Annotated in this window: 14 protein-coding genes; 13 read left to right on the forward strand and 1 reads right to left on the reverse strand. The window is 62.8% G+C overall.

Features of this window, described 5'->3' with window-relative positions; all coding sequences use genetic code 11:
• Positions 1 to 19: 19 nt before the first annotated feature.
• The 3 genes from AB8A23_RS07345 to AB8A23_RS07355 all read left to right on the forward strand — a co-directional run bounded on the left by AB8A23_RS07345 (position 20) and on the right by AB8A23_RS07355 (position 3,320).
• On the forward strand, positions 20 to 1,183 hold the full coding sequence (locus tag AB8A23_RS07345) for a M20 family metallopeptidase (protein WP_439060029.1): 1,164 nt from the start codon (positions 20 to 22) through the stop codon (positions 1,181 to 1,183).
• Positions 1,184 to 1,266: 83 nt separating this feature from the next.
• Positions 1,267 to 2,988 carry an FAD-binding protein gene (locus tag AB8A23_RS07350; RefSeq protein ID WP_439060028.1) on the forward strand — a complete coding sequence of 574 codons (1,722 nt, stop codon included), beginning with the start codon at positions 1,267 to 1,269 and terminating at the stop codon, positions 2,986 to 2,988.
• Positions 2,985 to 3,320: a 2Fe-2S iron-sulfur cluster-binding protein gene (locus tag AB8A23_RS07355; protein WP_439060027.1), complete on the forward strand. Its 336-nt coding sequence runs from the start codon at positions 2,985 to 2,987 to the stop codon at positions 3,318 to 3,320. The genes AB8A23_RS07350 and AB8A23_RS07355 overlap by 4 nt, the downstream gene beginning before the upstream one ends.
• A 78-nt stretch (positions 3,321 to 3,398) precedes the next feature.
• Here AB8A23_RS07355 and AB8A23_RS07360 read toward each other — a convergent pair whose 3' ends face one another.
• Positions 3,399 to 3,893 (reverse strand): MarR family winged helix-turn-helix transcriptional regulator, encoded by a 495-nt coding sequence (locus tag AB8A23_RS07360; RefSeq protein WP_320445806.1) that lies wholly within the window; start codon positions 3,891 to 3,893, stop codon positions 3,399 to 3,401.
• 162 nt (positions 3,894 to 4,055) lie between these two features.
• Between AB8A23_RS07360 and AB8A23_RS07365 the strand changes: the two genes are divergently transcribed.
• The 10 genes from AB8A23_RS07365 (at position 4,056) to AB8A23_RS07410 (ending at position 14,980) form a co-directional block, all read left to right on the forward strand.
• Positions 4,056 to 5,333, forward strand: coding sequence for an amidohydrolase/deacetylase family metallohydrolase (locus tag AB8A23_RS07365; protein WP_439060026.1), 1,278 nt, complete (start codon positions 4,056 to 4,058; stop codon positions 5,331 to 5,333).
• 51 nt (positions 5,334 to 5,384) lie between these two features.
• Positions 5,385 to 7,766: a xanthine dehydrogenase family protein molybdopterin-binding subunit gene (locus AB8A23_RS07370; protein WP_439060025.1), complete on the forward strand. Its 2,382-nt coding sequence runs from the start codon at positions 5,385 to 5,387 to the stop codon at positions 7,764 to 7,766.
• Entirely contained in the window at positions 7,763 to 8,596 is an 834-nt protein-coding gene (locus tag AB8A23_RS07375; protein ID WP_439060024.1) for an FAD binding domain-containing protein, read from the forward strand. Before AB8A23_RS07370 ends, AB8A23_RS07375 begins: the two co-directional genes overlap by 4 nt.
• Positions 8,593 to 9,795: a xanthine dehydrogenase family Fe-S subunit gene (locus AB8A23_RS07380; RefSeq protein WP_439060023.1), complete on the forward strand. Its 1,203-nt coding sequence runs from the start codon at positions 8,593 to 8,595 to the stop codon at positions 9,793 to 9,795. The genes AB8A23_RS07375 and AB8A23_RS07380 overlap by 4 nt, the downstream gene beginning before the upstream one ends.
• Positions 9,796 to 9,874: 79 nt before the next feature.
• Entirely contained in the window at positions 9,875 to 11,029 is a 1,155-nt protein-coding gene (locus tag AB8A23_RS07385) for an ABC transporter substrate-binding protein (protein WP_120287422.1), read from the forward strand.
• A 192-nt stretch (positions 11,030 to 11,221) separates the two neighbouring features.
• On the forward strand, positions 11,222 to 12,094 hold the full coding sequence (locus tag AB8A23_RS07390; protein WP_170849610.1) for a branched-chain amino acid ABC transporter permease: 873 nt from the start codon (positions 11,222 to 11,224) through the stop codon (positions 12,092 to 12,094).
• Complete coding sequence (locus AB8A23_RS07395) at positions 12,091 to 13,137, forward strand: branched-chain amino acid ABC transporter permease (RefSeq protein ID WP_439060022.1); 1,047 nt, start codon at positions 12,091 to 12,093, stop codon at positions 13,135 to 13,137. The genes AB8A23_RS07390 and AB8A23_RS07395 overlap by 4 nt, the downstream gene beginning before the upstream one ends.
• On the forward strand, positions 13,137 to 13,949 hold the full coding sequence (locus AB8A23_RS07400; RefSeq protein WP_093757539.1) for an ABC transporter ATP-binding protein: 813 nt from the start codon (positions 13,137 to 13,139) through the stop codon (positions 13,947 to 13,949). The genes AB8A23_RS07395 and AB8A23_RS07400 overlap by 1 nt, the downstream gene beginning before the upstream one ends.
• Positions 13,942 to 14,646 (forward strand): ABC transporter ATP-binding protein, encoded by a 705-nt coding sequence (locus AB8A23_RS07405; protein ID WP_068729545.1) that lies wholly within the window; start codon positions 13,942 to 13,944, stop codon positions 14,644 to 14,646. Before AB8A23_RS07400 ends, AB8A23_RS07405 begins: the two co-directional genes overlap by 8 nt.
• Entirely contained in the window at positions 14,618 to 14,980 is a 363-nt protein-coding gene (locus tag AB8A23_RS07410) for a Rieske (2Fe-2S) protein (protein ID WP_175368114.1), read from the forward strand. The genes AB8A23_RS07405 and AB8A23_RS07410 overlap by 29 nt, the downstream gene beginning before the upstream one ends.
• Positions 14,981 to 15,041 lie beyond the last annotated feature (61 nt).

Consider the following 15,041-nt stretch of genomic DNA (forward strand, 5'->3'; position numbering starts at 1 on the left):
AGTGACCGAAGGACAATTCATGTCAAACACTACCGAAACCCAGATTATCGAATGGCTTGCCTCGCAAAAGCAGCCGATGATCGACCTGTTGCGCGACGTCGTGAACATCGATTCCGGCTCCTTCGACAAGGAAGGTGTCGATGCCGTCGGCGCGCGCTTCGAGCAGCATTTTGCCGACTACGGCATCGAGACCTGGCGCGAGCCTCATGATGTCTATGGCGATGCCGTGCATGGGCTGATCACCAAGCCCGGCAGCAACGAGAAGCCAATCCTGCTGATGGGCCATCGCGATACCGTGTTTCCCAAGGGCGAAGTCGCCAAGCGCCCGTTCACCATCAAGGACAATCTGGCCCATGGGCCTGGTGTCGCCGACATGAAGGCCGGCGTGGTCATCAACGTATTCGTTGCCGCTGCCCTGAAGAAATTCGATGCCGCGCCGTGCCCGATCAAGCTCCTGATCACCGGCGACGAGGAGATCGCATCGCGCTCGTCGCGGCCGATCATCGAGCGCGAGGGCCGTGCCGCCCGCGCGGTCTATAATTCGGAGCCGGGGCGTCCGACCGGGAATATCACCACCGGCCGCAAGGGCGGCGTGTTCATGCGCTTCGAGGTATTCGGCAAGGCCGCGCATTCCGGCAATAACTTCTCTGTCGGCATCAGCGCCATTGGCGAGCTCGCGCATAAGATCGTGCAGATTCATGCACTGACCGATATGGACAAGGGCATCACGCTGAATGTCGGCCTCGTATCGGGCGGCCAATCGGTCAACACCACGGCGCCGCATGCCGAAGGCGAGATCGACTTCCGTTACATCGATCCCGCCGATCGCGCGACCATCATGGGCGCGATCGAAAGCATCATTGCGACGTCGACCGTGCCAGGCACGACGGCGAAGCTGCACATCAACGGCGAATTCCTGCCGCTGGTGCAGGACGCCGCCGCCAAGGCGATGTTCGAAGCCTATCAGGCGGCCGCTGTCGACTCGGGCCTCACCACGCTGACCGGCGAATTCGCCGGCGGTTGTGCGGATTCCGGTTTCACCGCCAGCGTCGGCACGCCGACGCTCTGCGGTCTTGGCCCGGTCGGCGGCAATGTCCATACCGACCTGGAGTGGCTGGATATCGAGAGTATCGTTCCGCGTGCACAGACACTGGCGCGGGCGATCCTGCGCACGGAGATCTGACGACGGGAGATGCCGCGTGGCATGGTTTTGGCACGGTGATGGTTGCTGACAACGCCTTTGTTTGAAGAGACACTCGCCCGACCATGACATCACCTTCTCCCAATACTTCGGTTCCTACCCATCTCGAATCCGATGTTCTCGTGATTGGCGCCGGCGGCGCCGGCATGTATGCGGCGCTGGAAGCAGCGAAGGGCGGCGCGTCGGTCGTTCTCGCCGATCGAAGCCTGATCGGGCGCGGTGGCGCCACGGTGATGGCGCAGATGACGGTGGCAGCGGCGCTGGGCGAGCAGACGCCGGATCACTGGGAACATCACTTCGCCGATACGCTCGCGGCGGGCCGCGGGCTCTGCGACGAGCGGCTCGCTGCACTGCTCTGCGAAGACGGCCCGCAGCGATTGCGCGAGATGGATGCCTGGAAGGTCGGCTGGGCACGCGAGGACGGCCATATCAAACAGGCGCAGGCGCCGGGCCATGACCGGCCGCGCTGTGCCTATGTGGATTTTCTTTCCACCGGTCCGGCGGTGTCGAAGACGCTGCGTACGCAACTCAACAGCGCCAGCGGCATTCGCCGCATCGGCGATCTCACCATCGTCGATATCGCATTGCGGGATGGCGAAGCCTGCGGCGCTACGGCGCTGCATCTGCCGACGGGGCAGGCGGTGACGCTGGCGGCGAAGGCCGTGGTGATCGCGACAGGCGGGCTCACCGGTCTCTATCGGCGCAACAGCGCGTCGTCGAATATGGGCGGCGACGGTTATGCGCTTGCCTTGCGTGCGGGCGCCGAACTGATCGACATGGAATTCGTGCAGTTCTTCCCGATCGGCCATCTCGCGCCGCGCCTCGTCGGCATGGATCCGATCATGTGGGATCCGTTCCGCTACAAGCTCGGCGGCAAGCTGCTCAATTCCGAAATGCGCGAATTCGAAACGGATTATGCGACCAAGGACGCGCGCAGCGACGGCACCTATGTGCTGACGCGTGATCTCGCCACCTATGCGATCACCAAGGAGGTCGAAGCCGGCCGCGGCAGTCCCGCGGGCGGCGCCTATCTGAGCTTCCAGCATGTGCCTGAAGCCGAGATACGCAAGGCGTTCGGGCCGGTGGTGGATCGGCTCGCCGAAAACGGCATCGATCTCGCGCAGCGTCCTGTCGAGGTGGCGCCGATCGCGCATTATCATATGGGCGGCATTCGTGTGGACGAGATGATGGCGACCGGCGTACCCGGGCTCTATGCCTGCGGCGAAGCGGTCGGCGGTGCCAATGGCGCCAACCGGTTGTCGGGCAATGCGATCACCGAAGCCTTCGTGTTCGGCGCGCGGGCGGGGCGCAGCGCCGCCGAGCGTGCCAAGCAGAATGCGTCGATGTGGTCAGCCGATGCTGCCAAGTCGGCAATCGATCTGCTGCGCAGTGCCAGCAAACGTGATGCGCCAAATCCCGCAGCGGTCATCGTGAAGCTGCAGGCCGTGATGGCCGATGATGTCGGCCCGTTCCGCACCGATGCCAGGCTGCGTGCGGCGATATCAGCCATCGCGCAATTGAAGGCCGATGTCGGCGACACGCCCTTTGCCTCAGCGGAAACCTTCGATCCCGTGCTGGCCGACTGGCTGGATCTCCGCAATATGCTCGCCGTCGCGCAATCGGTTGCCATACCGGCGCTGGCGCGTACCGAAAGCCGCGGCGCGCATCAGCGTGATGATCATCTCGGTCTCGACGATGCATGGAGTGTCAAACAGATCGTGGCACTGTCGGGCAGCGACATGACCCTGCGCAAGGTCATGCCCACCACCGGAAAGGCTGCCGCATGAAAGCGACACTCAGCATTCAGCGCGGCGCACTCGGCGAAGCGCTGCATCAGGACATGTTCGACATTCCCTTCGAACACGGCCAGTCCATTCTCGATGGCCTGCGTGCCATCAGGCGCAGCATGGATCCCTCGCTGGCGTTTCGCTTCTCCTGCATCAATGCGAATGCGTGCAAGGAATGCATGATGCTGATCGACGGCAAGGTTGATTACGCCTGCACGGTTCGGCTCAAAGAGGGAATGACGACGCTGGCGCCGCTGCCCAAAAAGGCGCTGATCCGCGATCTCGTCACCGAAATTGCACCGCCTGATGAACGGCTGGTGCTGCGGTCCTGAATAATTGTCTGCCTGCGCGGCGATCAGGCTGATTAATTTATAGCCGTTCTAATCTGGGAAGAGCCGTCTTGGCGACCTTCAATCCGATAGATCAGCGGCTCCGTCGCGGCTGCTGTTCGCTGCGACAATGCGCTGCATCATGGCAATAAACGCAGTCTGTTCCGTCTTGGTGAGGTTGCCGAGCGTGGCGCGGTGCGCCTCGCGTGCGGCGGTTTCGATCTTGTCGAGCAGGGCTGCACCGGCCGGTGTGAGCCGGCAGACGCGGGCGCGGCGGTCGTCGTCGCTGACCGGACGCTCGACCAGTCTGCGTGCTTCGAGTCGCTTCAGCGCGCCCGTCGTCGTCGTGCGATCCAGAGCAATATCAGCAGCTAAGCTGGTTTGATCGGCCGTTCCGCGCGCAGCCAATGCGGACAGCAGGCTGTACTGGAGTGGTGTCATCTCGAAGGCACTGCAGGCTTCCTGGAACAGCGCGACATGGATCTGGTGCAGCCGGCGGATCAGAAATCCCGGCCGCTGGGCCAGCGGCCAGGGCTTGTGGACGGGCTTGTCACGGCGCGGCTTGGCCTGGGGCAACGCAGTCTCTCCTTGTGTCGGCTACGACTCGTATGGTGCGAGCGCGTTGAAAAACTACCGCATCGCAATGTTTATGGCACGGACTTTGCTTTTGTAAAATACGAAGTATGCTTCGTATTTTGGTGGATCTCTTAATGTCCGCCGGAACGCAAGGAGACCGCCATGTCCGTTACCGCCTCATTCGACCTGCTGCTGCGCGGTGGTCGTGTTATCGATCCCGCCGCCGGTGTTGACGGCATCAAGGATGTCGCCATTCGCAATGGCAAGATCGCCGCCGTGCAGTCCGATATTTTGCCGACCAGCGCGAAGGAAGTGGTGGATGTGACCGGCAAGCTGGTGCTACCGGGCTTGATCGATACCCACGCGCACGTCTTTCAATACGTCAGCGGTCGTTTCGGCATGCAGCCCGACATGGTCGGCGTGCAATCCGGCGTCACCACGCTGATCGACCAGGGCGGCCCGTCCTGCATGACGCTGCCCGGCTTTCGTCACTTCATCGCCGAGCCCGCAAAATCGCGCGTCTATGCGTTTCTGTCGGCCTATCTTGTCGGCGGTCTCGAAGGGCATTTCTATCCCAACCTCTACAGCCCCGATGGCGTCGATATCGACGCGACCGTGAAATCGGCGGTGGCCAATCGCGATCTCGTTCGCGGCATCAAGGCCCATGCGGAAATCGGCGGCTTCGCGCGCTGGGGGATTCGCGTGATGGAAATGGCGGCCGAAATCGGCAAGCGCGCGGAATTGCCGGTTTACGTGCATTTCGGCCAGCTCTGGGGTCTGCCGGAGTCAGGCAATAATGGCGAGGACGTCGATACGATTCTGGAGCGCGTGATTCCGCTGCTGAAGGAAGGTGACGTGCTCGCCCATCCGTTCACGCGGCATCCTGGCGGCTTCGTCAATCGCGAAGGCGAGGTGCATCCGGTGATCCAGGCGGCGATCGATCGTGGCCTCAAGATCGATGTCGGCCATGGCAGCCACTTCTCCTATCGCCTCGCCAAGAAGGCGATTGCCGCTGGCATCGTGCCGAACACACTCGGCGCCGACATCCACGGTTACAACACCGAGGTGCCTGCGCCTGCCGGCACGCCGGATGAGCACGAGGATGACGAGAACCATCCGTTCAAGGGCCAGGCCAAGTTCAGCCTGGTGCAGGCGATGAGCTCGATGATTTCGCTCGGTCTCACGCTCGAACAGGTGGTGCCGATGGTGACGTCGAACCCGGCCAAGATGATTGGCCTGTCCGACAAGATTGGCTCGCTCAAGGTCGGCATGGATGCCGATGTCTCGGTGCTCGTCGAAAAGCCCGGTCGTTACATCCTGCGCGACAACGAGAACACCGACGTGATTGCGAACGGCCTGCTGCAGCCGGCCTTCTGCCTGCGCGCGGGCGCCCGCTTCGATCCGATCGCTCCGATCCTTCCTCAGGCCGTTGCGGCGTGAGCTTTGCAAGCCAGTTCGCTAGTCAATCCGGAAGGCGCCGGGAGTTCGTCGATGCGCAATGAGCGAGATATCTCGCCCGCCGCCCCTGTTTCAAAGCAGGGCGTTGGCGCGCGCGTACCGCGCAAGGAGGACGATCGCCTCATGCGCGGGCGCGGGCAATTCGTCGGCGATATCAGGCTGGCGGGATTGCAGGACGTTGCTTTCGTCCGCAGCCCGCTGGCGCATGCGCGAATCCGGGCAATCCATATTCCGGAACGCTATCGCGACGTGGTGTTCACGTCTGCCGATCTTGTCGGTATCAAACCGATCCGCGCGATTACGGGATTGGCCGGTTTCAAGCCGTCCGATCAACCCATTCTGGCCACCGACAAAATTCGTCAGGTCGGCGAACTCGTCGCCATGTGCGTCGCGCCGACGCGTGCCGAGGCTGAAGATATCGCGGCCTCCGTCACGCTCGATCTCGAAGAGCTGCCCGCCGTCTATGACATGCTCAAGGCTCGCGAGCCCGGCTCGCCGCTGGTGCATGAGCACTGGGGCGACAACGTCTTTCTCGAAAGCTTCTTCGAACTCGATATTACCGAAGCTCTCGACGCACCGATCAAGGTGACGCGCGAAATCTCGACCGCGCGGCAATGCATGTCGCCGCTCGAAGGTCGGGGTGTCATCGCCACGTTCGATCATCGTCTCGATCAGCTCACGCTCTATACGGGTAGTCAGATGCCGCACATTGTGCGCAATGGGTTGTCCGATTGCCTTGAGATGGATCAAGGACAGATCAGGATCGTCTCGCCGGATGTCGGTGGCGGCTTCGGTCACAAGGGCATCTTGCTGCCGGAAGAAGTCTGCCTGTCATGGCTCACCATGAAGCGCGGCTTCCCGGTGCGCTGGATCGAGGATCGCCGCGAGCATTTGGTCGCCAGTTCCAACTGCCGCGAGCATCACTACAAGATCACCGTCTATGCCGATCGCGACGGCACGCTGCGCGGCATCGACTGCGAGGCCACCGTCGATTCCGGCGCCTATTCGTCCTATCCGTTCTCGGCCTGCCTCGAAGCCGCGCAGGTGGTCAGCATCTTGCCCGGCCCCTATCAGATGCCGGCCTATCGCTGCCGTACCTATTCGGTGGCCACCAACAAGTGTCCGATCCTGCCCTATCGCGGCGTCGCCCGCACCGGTGTGTGTTTCGCGCTGGAACTGATGCTCGATCTTGTCGCGGCGGAAGCAGGGCTTGAGCCCGGCGACGTCCGGCTGCGCAATCTGGTGCGGCCGGAGCAGATGCCGTTCGACAATATCACCAAGAAACATTTCGACAGTGGCGACTATCCCGAGGCGCTGCGCCGTGCCGTCGCGCAGATCGATATCGATGGCATCCGCGCGCGCCAGCGCAAGGGCGAGGATGACGGCCGGCTGATCGGTGTCGGTCTCTCGATCTATTGCGAGCAGGCGGCGCATGGCACCTCGGTCTATTCCGGCTGGGGCATTCCCATGGTGCCCGGCCATGAACAGGCCACCGCGCGACTGACGCCGGATGGCGGACTCGAACTGAAGGTTGGCGTGCATTCGCACGGTCAGGGCCTCGAGACGACGTTGTCGCAGGTCGCGTTCGAAATGCTCGGCGTCGATGTCGCCAAGATTCGCGTGGTCCATGGCGACACGGCGATGACGCCGTATTCGACCGGCACCTGGGGGTCGCGCTGCATGGTGATGGCCGGTGGTGCTGTCGCCACGGCCTGTCACGAACTCGGCGAACGCGCCAAGAAGATCGGCGCCAAGCTGCTGCAGGTCGATGAAGCCAATGTCGTCCTGGTCGATGGCGAGATCCGCGGACCCAATGGCAGCGTGACGCTGAAGGAAATCGCGCACACTTGGTATCGCCGCCCGCAGGATCTGCCCGGCGATGTCGACCCCGGCGGGTTGGAGGCGACCTCCGGCTACAAGCCGCAGCGCGACAGCGGCACGTTCAGCTACGCCGCGCATGCGGTCACCGTTGCCGTTGATCCTGATCTGGGCGACGTGGAAATCCTCGATTATGTCATCGTCGAAGACGGCGGCGTGCTGGTCAATCCGATGATCGTCGATGGCCAGATCTATGGCGGCCTCGCGCAGGGCATCGGCACAGCGCTGTATGAGGAGATGCCGTTTGATCGCGCCGGCCAGCCGCTCAACACTACGCTGGCCGATTATCTGCTGCCCGGTCCGACCGAAGTGCCGATGCCGTGGCTCGATCACATGGAAACGCCGTCGCCTTACACAAAGTTCGGGGTCAAGGGCATCGGCGAAGGTGGGGCCATCGCGCCGCCGGCGGCTATAGGCAATGCGGTGAACGATGCGCTGCGCGGTCTCGGCGTCGAGATGCTGCAGTCGCCGATCACGCCGCGCCGTGTACTCGAAGGCATTCTTGCTGCGCGCAATGCAGAAAGGCCGGCCGCATGAAGCCGGCACCTTTCGCCTATGAGCGTCCGCGCGACGTCGCCTCGGCCTTAGCCGCAATGGCTGGCGATGGCGTGGTCAAGGTCATGGCCGGAGGCCAGTCGCTCGGACCGATGCTGAATCTGCGTCTGGTGGCTCCCGACACCATCGTCGATATCACAGGGCTCGCCGAGCTGAAGCATGTGGAAGTCACCGGGGAAGAGCTGGTGATCGGCGCCTGTGTGACCCATGCGGATATCGAGGACGGACGCATTCCCGACGTGACTCGCGGCGCGATGCAGCGTGTGGCCAGCGCGATCGCCTATCGCGCCGTGCGCAACCGCGGCACCGTCGGTGGTTCGCTCAGCCATGCCGATCCCTCCGCCGATTGGGTCTCAACCTTCGCAGCGCTCGGCGCAACGCTCTCGCTGCGCAGCGCCAAAGGCGCGCGCCTGGTAGCGATGAAGGATTTCATGCTGGGTGCACTGGAAAGTGTGTTGCAGCCCGGCGAAATGCTGGAAGCCGTCCGCGTACCGGTGATGTCTCCGTCAGCGCGCTGGGGCTATGTGAAGAGCTGCCGCAAGACAGGTGAATTTGCCCATGCCATTGGCGCGGTGCTGATCAATCCAGAAGCTGGCAAGGCACGTATCGTCATTGGCGCAGTCGAAGCCGCGCCAATCATCGTTGAGAATGCCGAAGAACTGTTCGGCGGGCGTATCACCAGCGATTTCAAGTCGCGCTTCGACGCGCGCGTCGCCGACACCCTGCTGTCGAAGGCCGGCATGGCCGATGCCGCCGATCGGCATATTCACGTCACCATTCTGCGCCGCGCTGTTGCGGAGGCCGCGGCATGAACTCGGTCGAACTCACCGTCAACACCCGTGCCGTGAAGAGGGATGTCGAGCCGCGCACGAGTCTCGCCGACCTGATGCGCGACACGCTCGATCTCACCGGTACGCATCTCGGCTGCGAGCATGGCGTCTGCGGCGCCTGCACCATCCTGGTCGATGGCGTACCGACGCGCTCCTGCATCACCTATGCGGTGGCCTGCGACGGAGCTGACGTCACCACCATCGAAGGGCTCGATGACGACGAGATCGCCACGGAGTTGCGTGCGGCCTTCACGCGCGAACATGCCTTGCAATGCGGTTACTGCACTCCGGGTATGCTGGTCTCCGCCCGCGATCTGGTGAAGCGCCTGCCGGATGCTGACGAGAAGCAGATCCGCATCGGCATGTCAGGCAATCTCTGCCGTTGCACTGGATATGTCGGCATCGTCCGCGCCGTGCAGTCGGTCATCACAGAGCGCCGCGCACGCGATATCGCGCCGGAGCCGGATGCCGGCCGCAAGGTGCTGGGGCCGGCGGGTTCGGGACACAAAGCCTGTGTCAGCTCCCAGAAGCTGATGCCCGCGCAGTTTGCTGTATCCGAACCGGCTGCCGCCGTCGCACCGCTGGACATTCCAGACTTCACGCCATCGACCGCGCTGGAGCAACAGTTCACCGTCGCGCACCCACCCGCGAAAGTGTTCGCGCTGTTCGACGACATCGCGGCCGTCGCCTCGTGCCTGCCGGGCGCCACGCTGACCGGCACGCCCAGACCTGAGCGTATCGAAGGCGCGATCCGCGTCAAGATCGGGCCGATCTCGGCCAATTTCAACGGTGCCGCGCGCGTCGAATGCGACGAGGCCAATCTCTCCGGCCGCATTCTCGGCGTCGGCAACGACCAGCGCAGCCGCTCCACCACGCAAGGTGAGATTCGTTACCGGCTTGTGCCGCAGGACGACGGCGTTGCCACGCGTGTGGAGCTTTCCATCGGCTACAGCCTCACCGGCATGCTGGCACAGGTCGGTCGCAGCGGGCTGGTGCGCGATCTCGCGGCGCGGCTGGTCGCGGAATTCGCCGGCAATCTCGATCGCCGCCTGTCGGGCGATGTGACGTCGGCGCCGTCAGCGGCCGCCGATCTGAATGGTGTTTCGTTGATCCTTGGTCTCCTGCGTGAGCGCGCGATGCATGTCGTTCGCCGACTCACCGGGCGTGGAGGATCGGCGTGAGAGATCGACGTTCGCGCGGACATGCGAGCGGCGGGGTTTGGACTGCGCAAGCTTCATCAGCGTAACACTGGAGGACCACATGATACGGACCATCAAAGCCGCCTCGGCGACCGCCCTGGCCATTGCTTTCCTGAGCAGCGCCGCCACTGCGCAAACCATCAAGATCGGCGTCAATGAGCCCCTGACCGGCGCCTTCGCCGCATCGGGCACCTATGTCGTCAACGGCGCCAAGATCGCCGCCGATGAAATCAATGCCAAGGGTGGCCTGCTCGGCAAGAAGATCGAACTCGTCATTGAGGACAACAAGAGCAACCCGACCGAAGCCGCTGCCGTCGCCGAGAAGCTGATCACGCGCGACAAGACGCCAGTCATGCTCGGCGCCTGGGGCTCCAGCCTCACCCTCGCGGTGATGCCGAAGCTGGTCGAATACGAAACCGCGATGGTCGTCGAGACCTCGTCGGCGAGCAAGATCACCACCTCGGGCAATCCTTACGTGTTCCGTATCTCGCCGCCGTCCTTTGTCGAGGCGGCTGCGTTCAAGAACATCGTCGACAAGCTGGCGTTGAAGAAAGTCGACTTTCTCGTAATCAACAATGACTGGGGCCGCGGCACCGCCGAGGACTTCAGCAAGATGATGAAGGAGAAGGGCATCACCATCGGTCTGGTCGAGACCATGGACCAGTCGGCCCAGGACATGAGCGCGCAGCTCGCCAAGATCAAGGCGACAGACTCCGAGACCGTGATCATCACGGCTGCGGTTGATCAGCTCACGCTGATCTTCAAGCAGGCCGCAGCACTCGGTTTGAAGAAGCGGATCATCACCACCGGCGGCTCGCAGAACCCCGACCAGATCATCGCGCAGGCTGGTGCCGCTGCCAACGACACCATGCATCTGACGACCTTCCTGCCCTGGATGCCGGAGAAGACGCCGAACCCGGAAGCCACCACCTATTTCATCAACGAGTGGAAGAAGCGCGGCTTCGATTTCGCCGGCTGCACCGAGAGCTTCCGTGGCTATGACGGCATCCGCACCATCGCGGCAGCCATTGAAAAGGCCGGCAAGGCCGAGCCGGCAGCGATCAAGGATGCGCTCTGGAAGATCGACGTCAAGGGCCTGAACGGCGACATCATCTTCAAGAAGTCGGGTCCTGCAGGTCAGGAGAGCGGCCAGAGCTTCCCGAACGTCTATCTAGTCGAAATCTCCGGCGGCAAGATCGTGATGAAGGATCTCTGATCCAGACGAACTCCGGCAGTGAGCTCCCTCTCCCCGCTTGCGGGGAGAGGGTTGGGGTGAGGGGGCACTTGCGAGTGAAACACTGGCTCTCCCTCACCCGAAGCCTCGCTGTCGCTCTCTCCCCGCCCGGCGAAGCAAAGCTTCGCTAGGCGGGGAGAGGTTAACATCTTACTCGAACCTTTAGGGCCGCTCGTGGACCAGCTCCTGCAACACCTCGTCAACATGCTCGTGCTCGGCGGCACCTACGCCCTGCTGGGCATCGGACTGACGCTGATCTTCGGCATCATGAACGTGGTGAACTTCACCCACGGTATCCTCTACACGTTCGGCGCCTATATGATGTTCATTGTCGTGCATCAGCTAGGTCTGAATTTCTTTGTCGCGCTGCCGGTGGCGATCGTCGCGGGCTGGCTGCTGGGCGCGGTCATCGAGATCACGCTGCTGCGGCCGCTGCGCGGCGCCGATATCGACACTACCATGCTGGTGATGATCGGTGCCTGGATCGCGATGCAGTCCGGCGCGCTGTGGATCTGGGGTGGCGTCGCCAAGTCCATCGACAATCCGTTTCCCGATGCGCCACTGGTGATCGGGCCCGTGTCCGTGTCCTGGCTCCGCCTGTTCGTGCTGTTCGCCGCCGCGCTGCTGATCGTGCTTGCCTACTCGCTGATCAATCTCACGAAACTCGGCAAGGCGATGCGCGCGACCTTCCAGGATTCCGACACCGCGGCGCTGATGGGCGTCAATGTCAGCCTGATCTACACCTCGACCTTTGCCATTGGCTCGAGCCTTGCGGCCGCTGCCGGCGCGTTGCTCGGCCCGGTCTACGTGGTGTTCCCGCAGATGGGCGATCTTGCTGCGGTGAAGGCCTTCGCCATCGTCATCCTCGGCGGTCTCGGCAATATCACCGGCGCCGTCATCGGCGGCTTCATTCTCGCACTCGCTGAAGAGCTCGGTGCCGGCTACGTCTCGTCGGGCTATCGCGATGCCATGGGCTTCCTGATCATCATCATGGTGCTGATCTTCAAGCCGACAGGACTGTTCGCACGGGCGGAGCGCGTCGGATGAAACAGATTGTCACGCTCCTCTGTCTTGCCTTCTTCATCTCTGTGCCGATGTGGCTGACGGATCCGTATCTGCTCAATGCGCTGATCACGACCGGCATCTTCATCATCGGCGCCATGAGCCTCAATCTGCTGCTCGGCTTTACTGGACAGCTCAGTCTTGGCCATATCGCCTTCTTCGGCATCGGCGCCTATGTCAGCGCGTTGACCTCGCTGGGCTTCGATGTGCCGATCTACGGTGACTTCCACATCGTCCACGTGCCGTGGCCGCCGATTGCAGGCTTCTTTCTGGCGATCCTCATTTCGGGCTTCTGCGGCTATCTGGTCGGACGCCTGTCCTTCAGCGTGCGCGGCGCCTATTTTGTCATCGTCACGATCTCGTTCGCTGAAGTTGTGCGACTGGTGGCCCTGAACTGGGTCGAGCTGACGCAGGGCCCGCTGGCGCTGACCAATATTCCGTCGATCACCATAGGTCTGCCGGGGCTTGGCTATCTCGTGCTGAAGACGAAATTTCACAACTACTATCTGGTATTGGCCGTCGCTGCGATCTCCTACTTTCTGATTTCGCGCCTCGTTCACTCCCATTACGGCCGGGCCATGCGCGGGCTGATGGAGAACGAGACGCTGGCTGTCGCCGTCGGCATCGATGTGACAAAGACGCTGACACTGGCTGCCGTGATCTCTGCTGGTATCGCCGGCGCGGCGGGAAGCCTTTACGCGCATTACATCCGCATCATCGATCCCGACGTCTTCGCTTTCATCTCGACGGTGACCATGGTGATCATGGTGGTGTCGGGCGGCAAGGGATCGCTGGCCGGGCCCGTCGTCGGCGGCGTCATCTTCGGCCTGCTGCCGGTGTTCCTGCGGCCGATCATGCCGCCGGAAGCGCAGTGGATCACCTATGGCGTGGTGCTTATCGTCATCCTGTTCGTGATGCCGCGCGGCATCGTGCCGTCGCTTGCTGCGAAACTCGGTTTGGTCCGTGCCGGTGGAACCAGACGAGCGTCCATCGCGGTCTCCGAACGCACCGCCGAGGAGCACGCGTGATGGCCGAGACAGTCCTCAGCATTGAACACGTCGCCGTTCATTTCGGTGGCCTCGTCGCGATCTCGGACATGAACTTCCATGTCAACAAAGGTGAGATCGTCAGCCTGATCGGGCCGAACGGCGCCGGCAAGACCACGGCCTTCAACGTCATGACCGGCTTTCTCACGCCCACGAAGGGCGCGGTGAACTATTGCGGCGCGGACCTCAAGGGCAAGAAACCGCATGAAATCGCAGATCTCGGGCTGATCCGCACCTTTCAGCGCACCAGCGTGTTTCCCAACGACACTGTCTACGACAACGTCCTGATCGGCCTGCATCGCCAAGGCGAGCTTAAAGGCAAGCTCGGCCTCGCCGAAGCCATTCTCGGCCTGCCGCGCGCCCGCGCATCGGAGAAAGCCCAGCGCGCCCGTGCCGCCGAACTGGTGCGCTGGATCGGACTGGAAGCGCGTGCCAACGATCTTGCGGGCTCGCTGTCCTACGGCGAGCAGCGCCTCGTCGGTGTCGCGCTGGCGCTCGCCGCGCAGCCGAAGATGCTGCTGCTGGACGAGCCTGTGTCCGGCATGAACGCGTCGGAGACGCATACTTTCGTACAGCTGATCCGCAATATCCGGGATCGTGGCGTCACGATCCTCTTGGTCGAGCACGACATGCCGATGGTGATGAGCGTATCGGATCGGATCGTGGTGCTGAATTACGGCCGCATCATCGCAGAAGGACCGCCCGACGAAATCCGCAAGAATCCCGCAGTGATCGAAGCCTATCTCGGTCAGAGCGCGAAGGATGTGGTCAAGGAGGTCGCAGTCCATGCTTGAGATCCGTGACATGGTCTGCGCCTATGGCCAGATCTCAGCCCTCAAGGGCATTTCGCTTTCGGTCAAGGCCGGTCAGCTCGTGGCGCTGATTGGCGCCAATGGCGCCGGCAAAAGCACGACGTTGCGGGCGATCTCGGGCCTCGTGCCATCGCGCTCCGGCAGTCTGCATTTCGACGGCGAAGACATCACCGGCATTGGCGCGCAGCGGGTGCTCACAAAGGGCATCGCACATTGTCCGGAAGGACGTCGCGTTTTTCCGCATATGACGGTGGCCGAAAATCTCGACATGGGCGCCTATCTGCGCTCGGACACGAGCGAAGTCGCAGTGGACCGCGATCGCATTTATGGCGAGTTCCCGCGCCTCGCCGAACGCCGCAAGCAGGCGGCTGGCACGCTGTCCGGCGGCGAGCAGCAGATGCTGGCCATCGGCCGTGCATTGATGTCGCGCCCGCGCCTTGTGATGTTCGATGAACCCTCGCTCGGTCTCGCGCCCAACATCGTCGAGCGCACCTTTGCGATCATCCGCGCGATCCGCGATGCCGGCACGACTGTTTTGCTAGTTGAGCAGAATGCCTTCGCCGCGCTCGAGATGTGCGATCATGCCTATCTGCTGGAGTCCGGCCGTGTCGTGCTGTCCGGCGCGGGAGCGGAGCTGATCGAGAACGAGCATGTCCGACGGGCCTATCTTGGCGGATGACGACAATCCCGCCCGATGGGTCGCGGTCTGTTCGCGCGAGCGCCTGACCGAGCAGACAATCGTCTGCGTCAACGTGGCTGGCCTCGGTGTTCTCATCGTGCAGGATGGCGAGACGATCTATGCCTGCGAGCGCGCCTGTCCGCATGAGCAGGCCGATCTCAGCCTTGGCCGCGTCGCCGATCGCCGGCTGCACTGTCCGCGTCATCTGGCCTGGTTCGATCTGGCAGACGGCAGCATGTCGCCGGGCTGGCCCAGCAGGGGTTTGCGACGCTATCCGGTGCGCGAAAGGGGTGCACAAATCTGGGTCGATGCACAGGCCGTCGTTCCGAAGTAACGAGCCTTCGCGAAAGTTACGCGGCATCGGGTCTGGATGCAGAATTCGTTGGCGCTGCAGC

The sequence above is a fragment of the Tardiphaga sp. 619_E2_N8_4 genome, from assembly GCF_051810905.1.
In the GTDB taxonomy this organism is placed as follows: Bacteria; Pseudomonadota; Alphaproteobacteria; order Rhizobiales; family Xanthobacteraceae; genus Tardiphaga; species Tardiphaga robiniae.

What these genes read in the sequence shown, in the direction of transcription:
- AB8A23_RS07345 (WP_439060029.1), top strand. Translation starts at nt 20, where the DNA reads ATGTCAAACACTACCGAAACCCAGATTATCGAATGGCTTGCCTCGCAA.
- AB8A23_RS07350 (WP_439060028.1), top strand. Translation starts at nt 1,267, where the DNA reads ATGACATCACCTTCTCCCAATACTTCGGTTCCTACCCATCTCGAATCC.
- AB8A23_RS07355 (WP_439060027.1), top strand. Translation starts at nt 2,985, where the DNA reads ATGAAAGCGACACTCAGCATTCAGCGCGGCGCACTCGGCGAAGCGCTG.
- AB8A23_RS07365 (WP_439060026.1), top strand. Translation starts at nt 4,056, where the DNA reads ATGTCCGTTACCGCCTCATTCGACCTGCTGCTGCGCGGTGGTCGTGTT.
- AB8A23_RS07370 (WP_439060025.1), top strand. Translation starts at nt 5,385, where the DNA reads ATGCGCAATGAGCGAGATATCTCGCCCGCCGCCCCTGTTTCAAAGCAG.
- AB8A23_RS07375 (WP_439060024.1), top strand. Translation starts at nt 7,763, where the DNA reads ATGAAGCCGGCACCTTTCGCCTATGAGCGTCCGCGCGACGTCGCCTCG.
- AB8A23_RS07380 (WP_439060023.1), top strand. Translation starts at nt 8,593, where the DNA reads ATGAACTCGGTCGAACTCACCGTCAACACCCGTGCCGTGAAGAGGGAT.
- AB8A23_RS07385 (WP_120287422.1), top strand. Translation starts at nt 9,875, where the DNA reads ATGATACGGACCATCAAAGCCGCCTCGGCGACCGCCCTGGCCATTGCT.
- AB8A23_RS07395 (WP_439060022.1), top strand. Translation starts at nt 12,091, where the DNA reads ATGAAACAGATTGTCACGCTCCTCTGTCTTGCCTTCTTCATCTCTGTG.
- AB8A23_RS07400 (WP_093757539.1), top strand. Translation starts at nt 13,137, where the DNA reads ATGGCCGAGACAGTCCTCAGCATTGAACACGTCGCCGTTCATTTCGGT.
- AB8A23_RS07405 (WP_068729545.1), top strand. Translation starts at nt 13,942, where the DNA reads ATGCTTGAGATCCGTGACATGGTCTGCGCCTATGGCCAGATCTCAGCC.
- AB8A23_RS07410 (WP_175368114.1), top strand. Translation starts at nt 14,618, where the DNA reads ATGTCCGACGGGCCTATCTTGGCGGATGACGACAATCCCGCCCGATGG.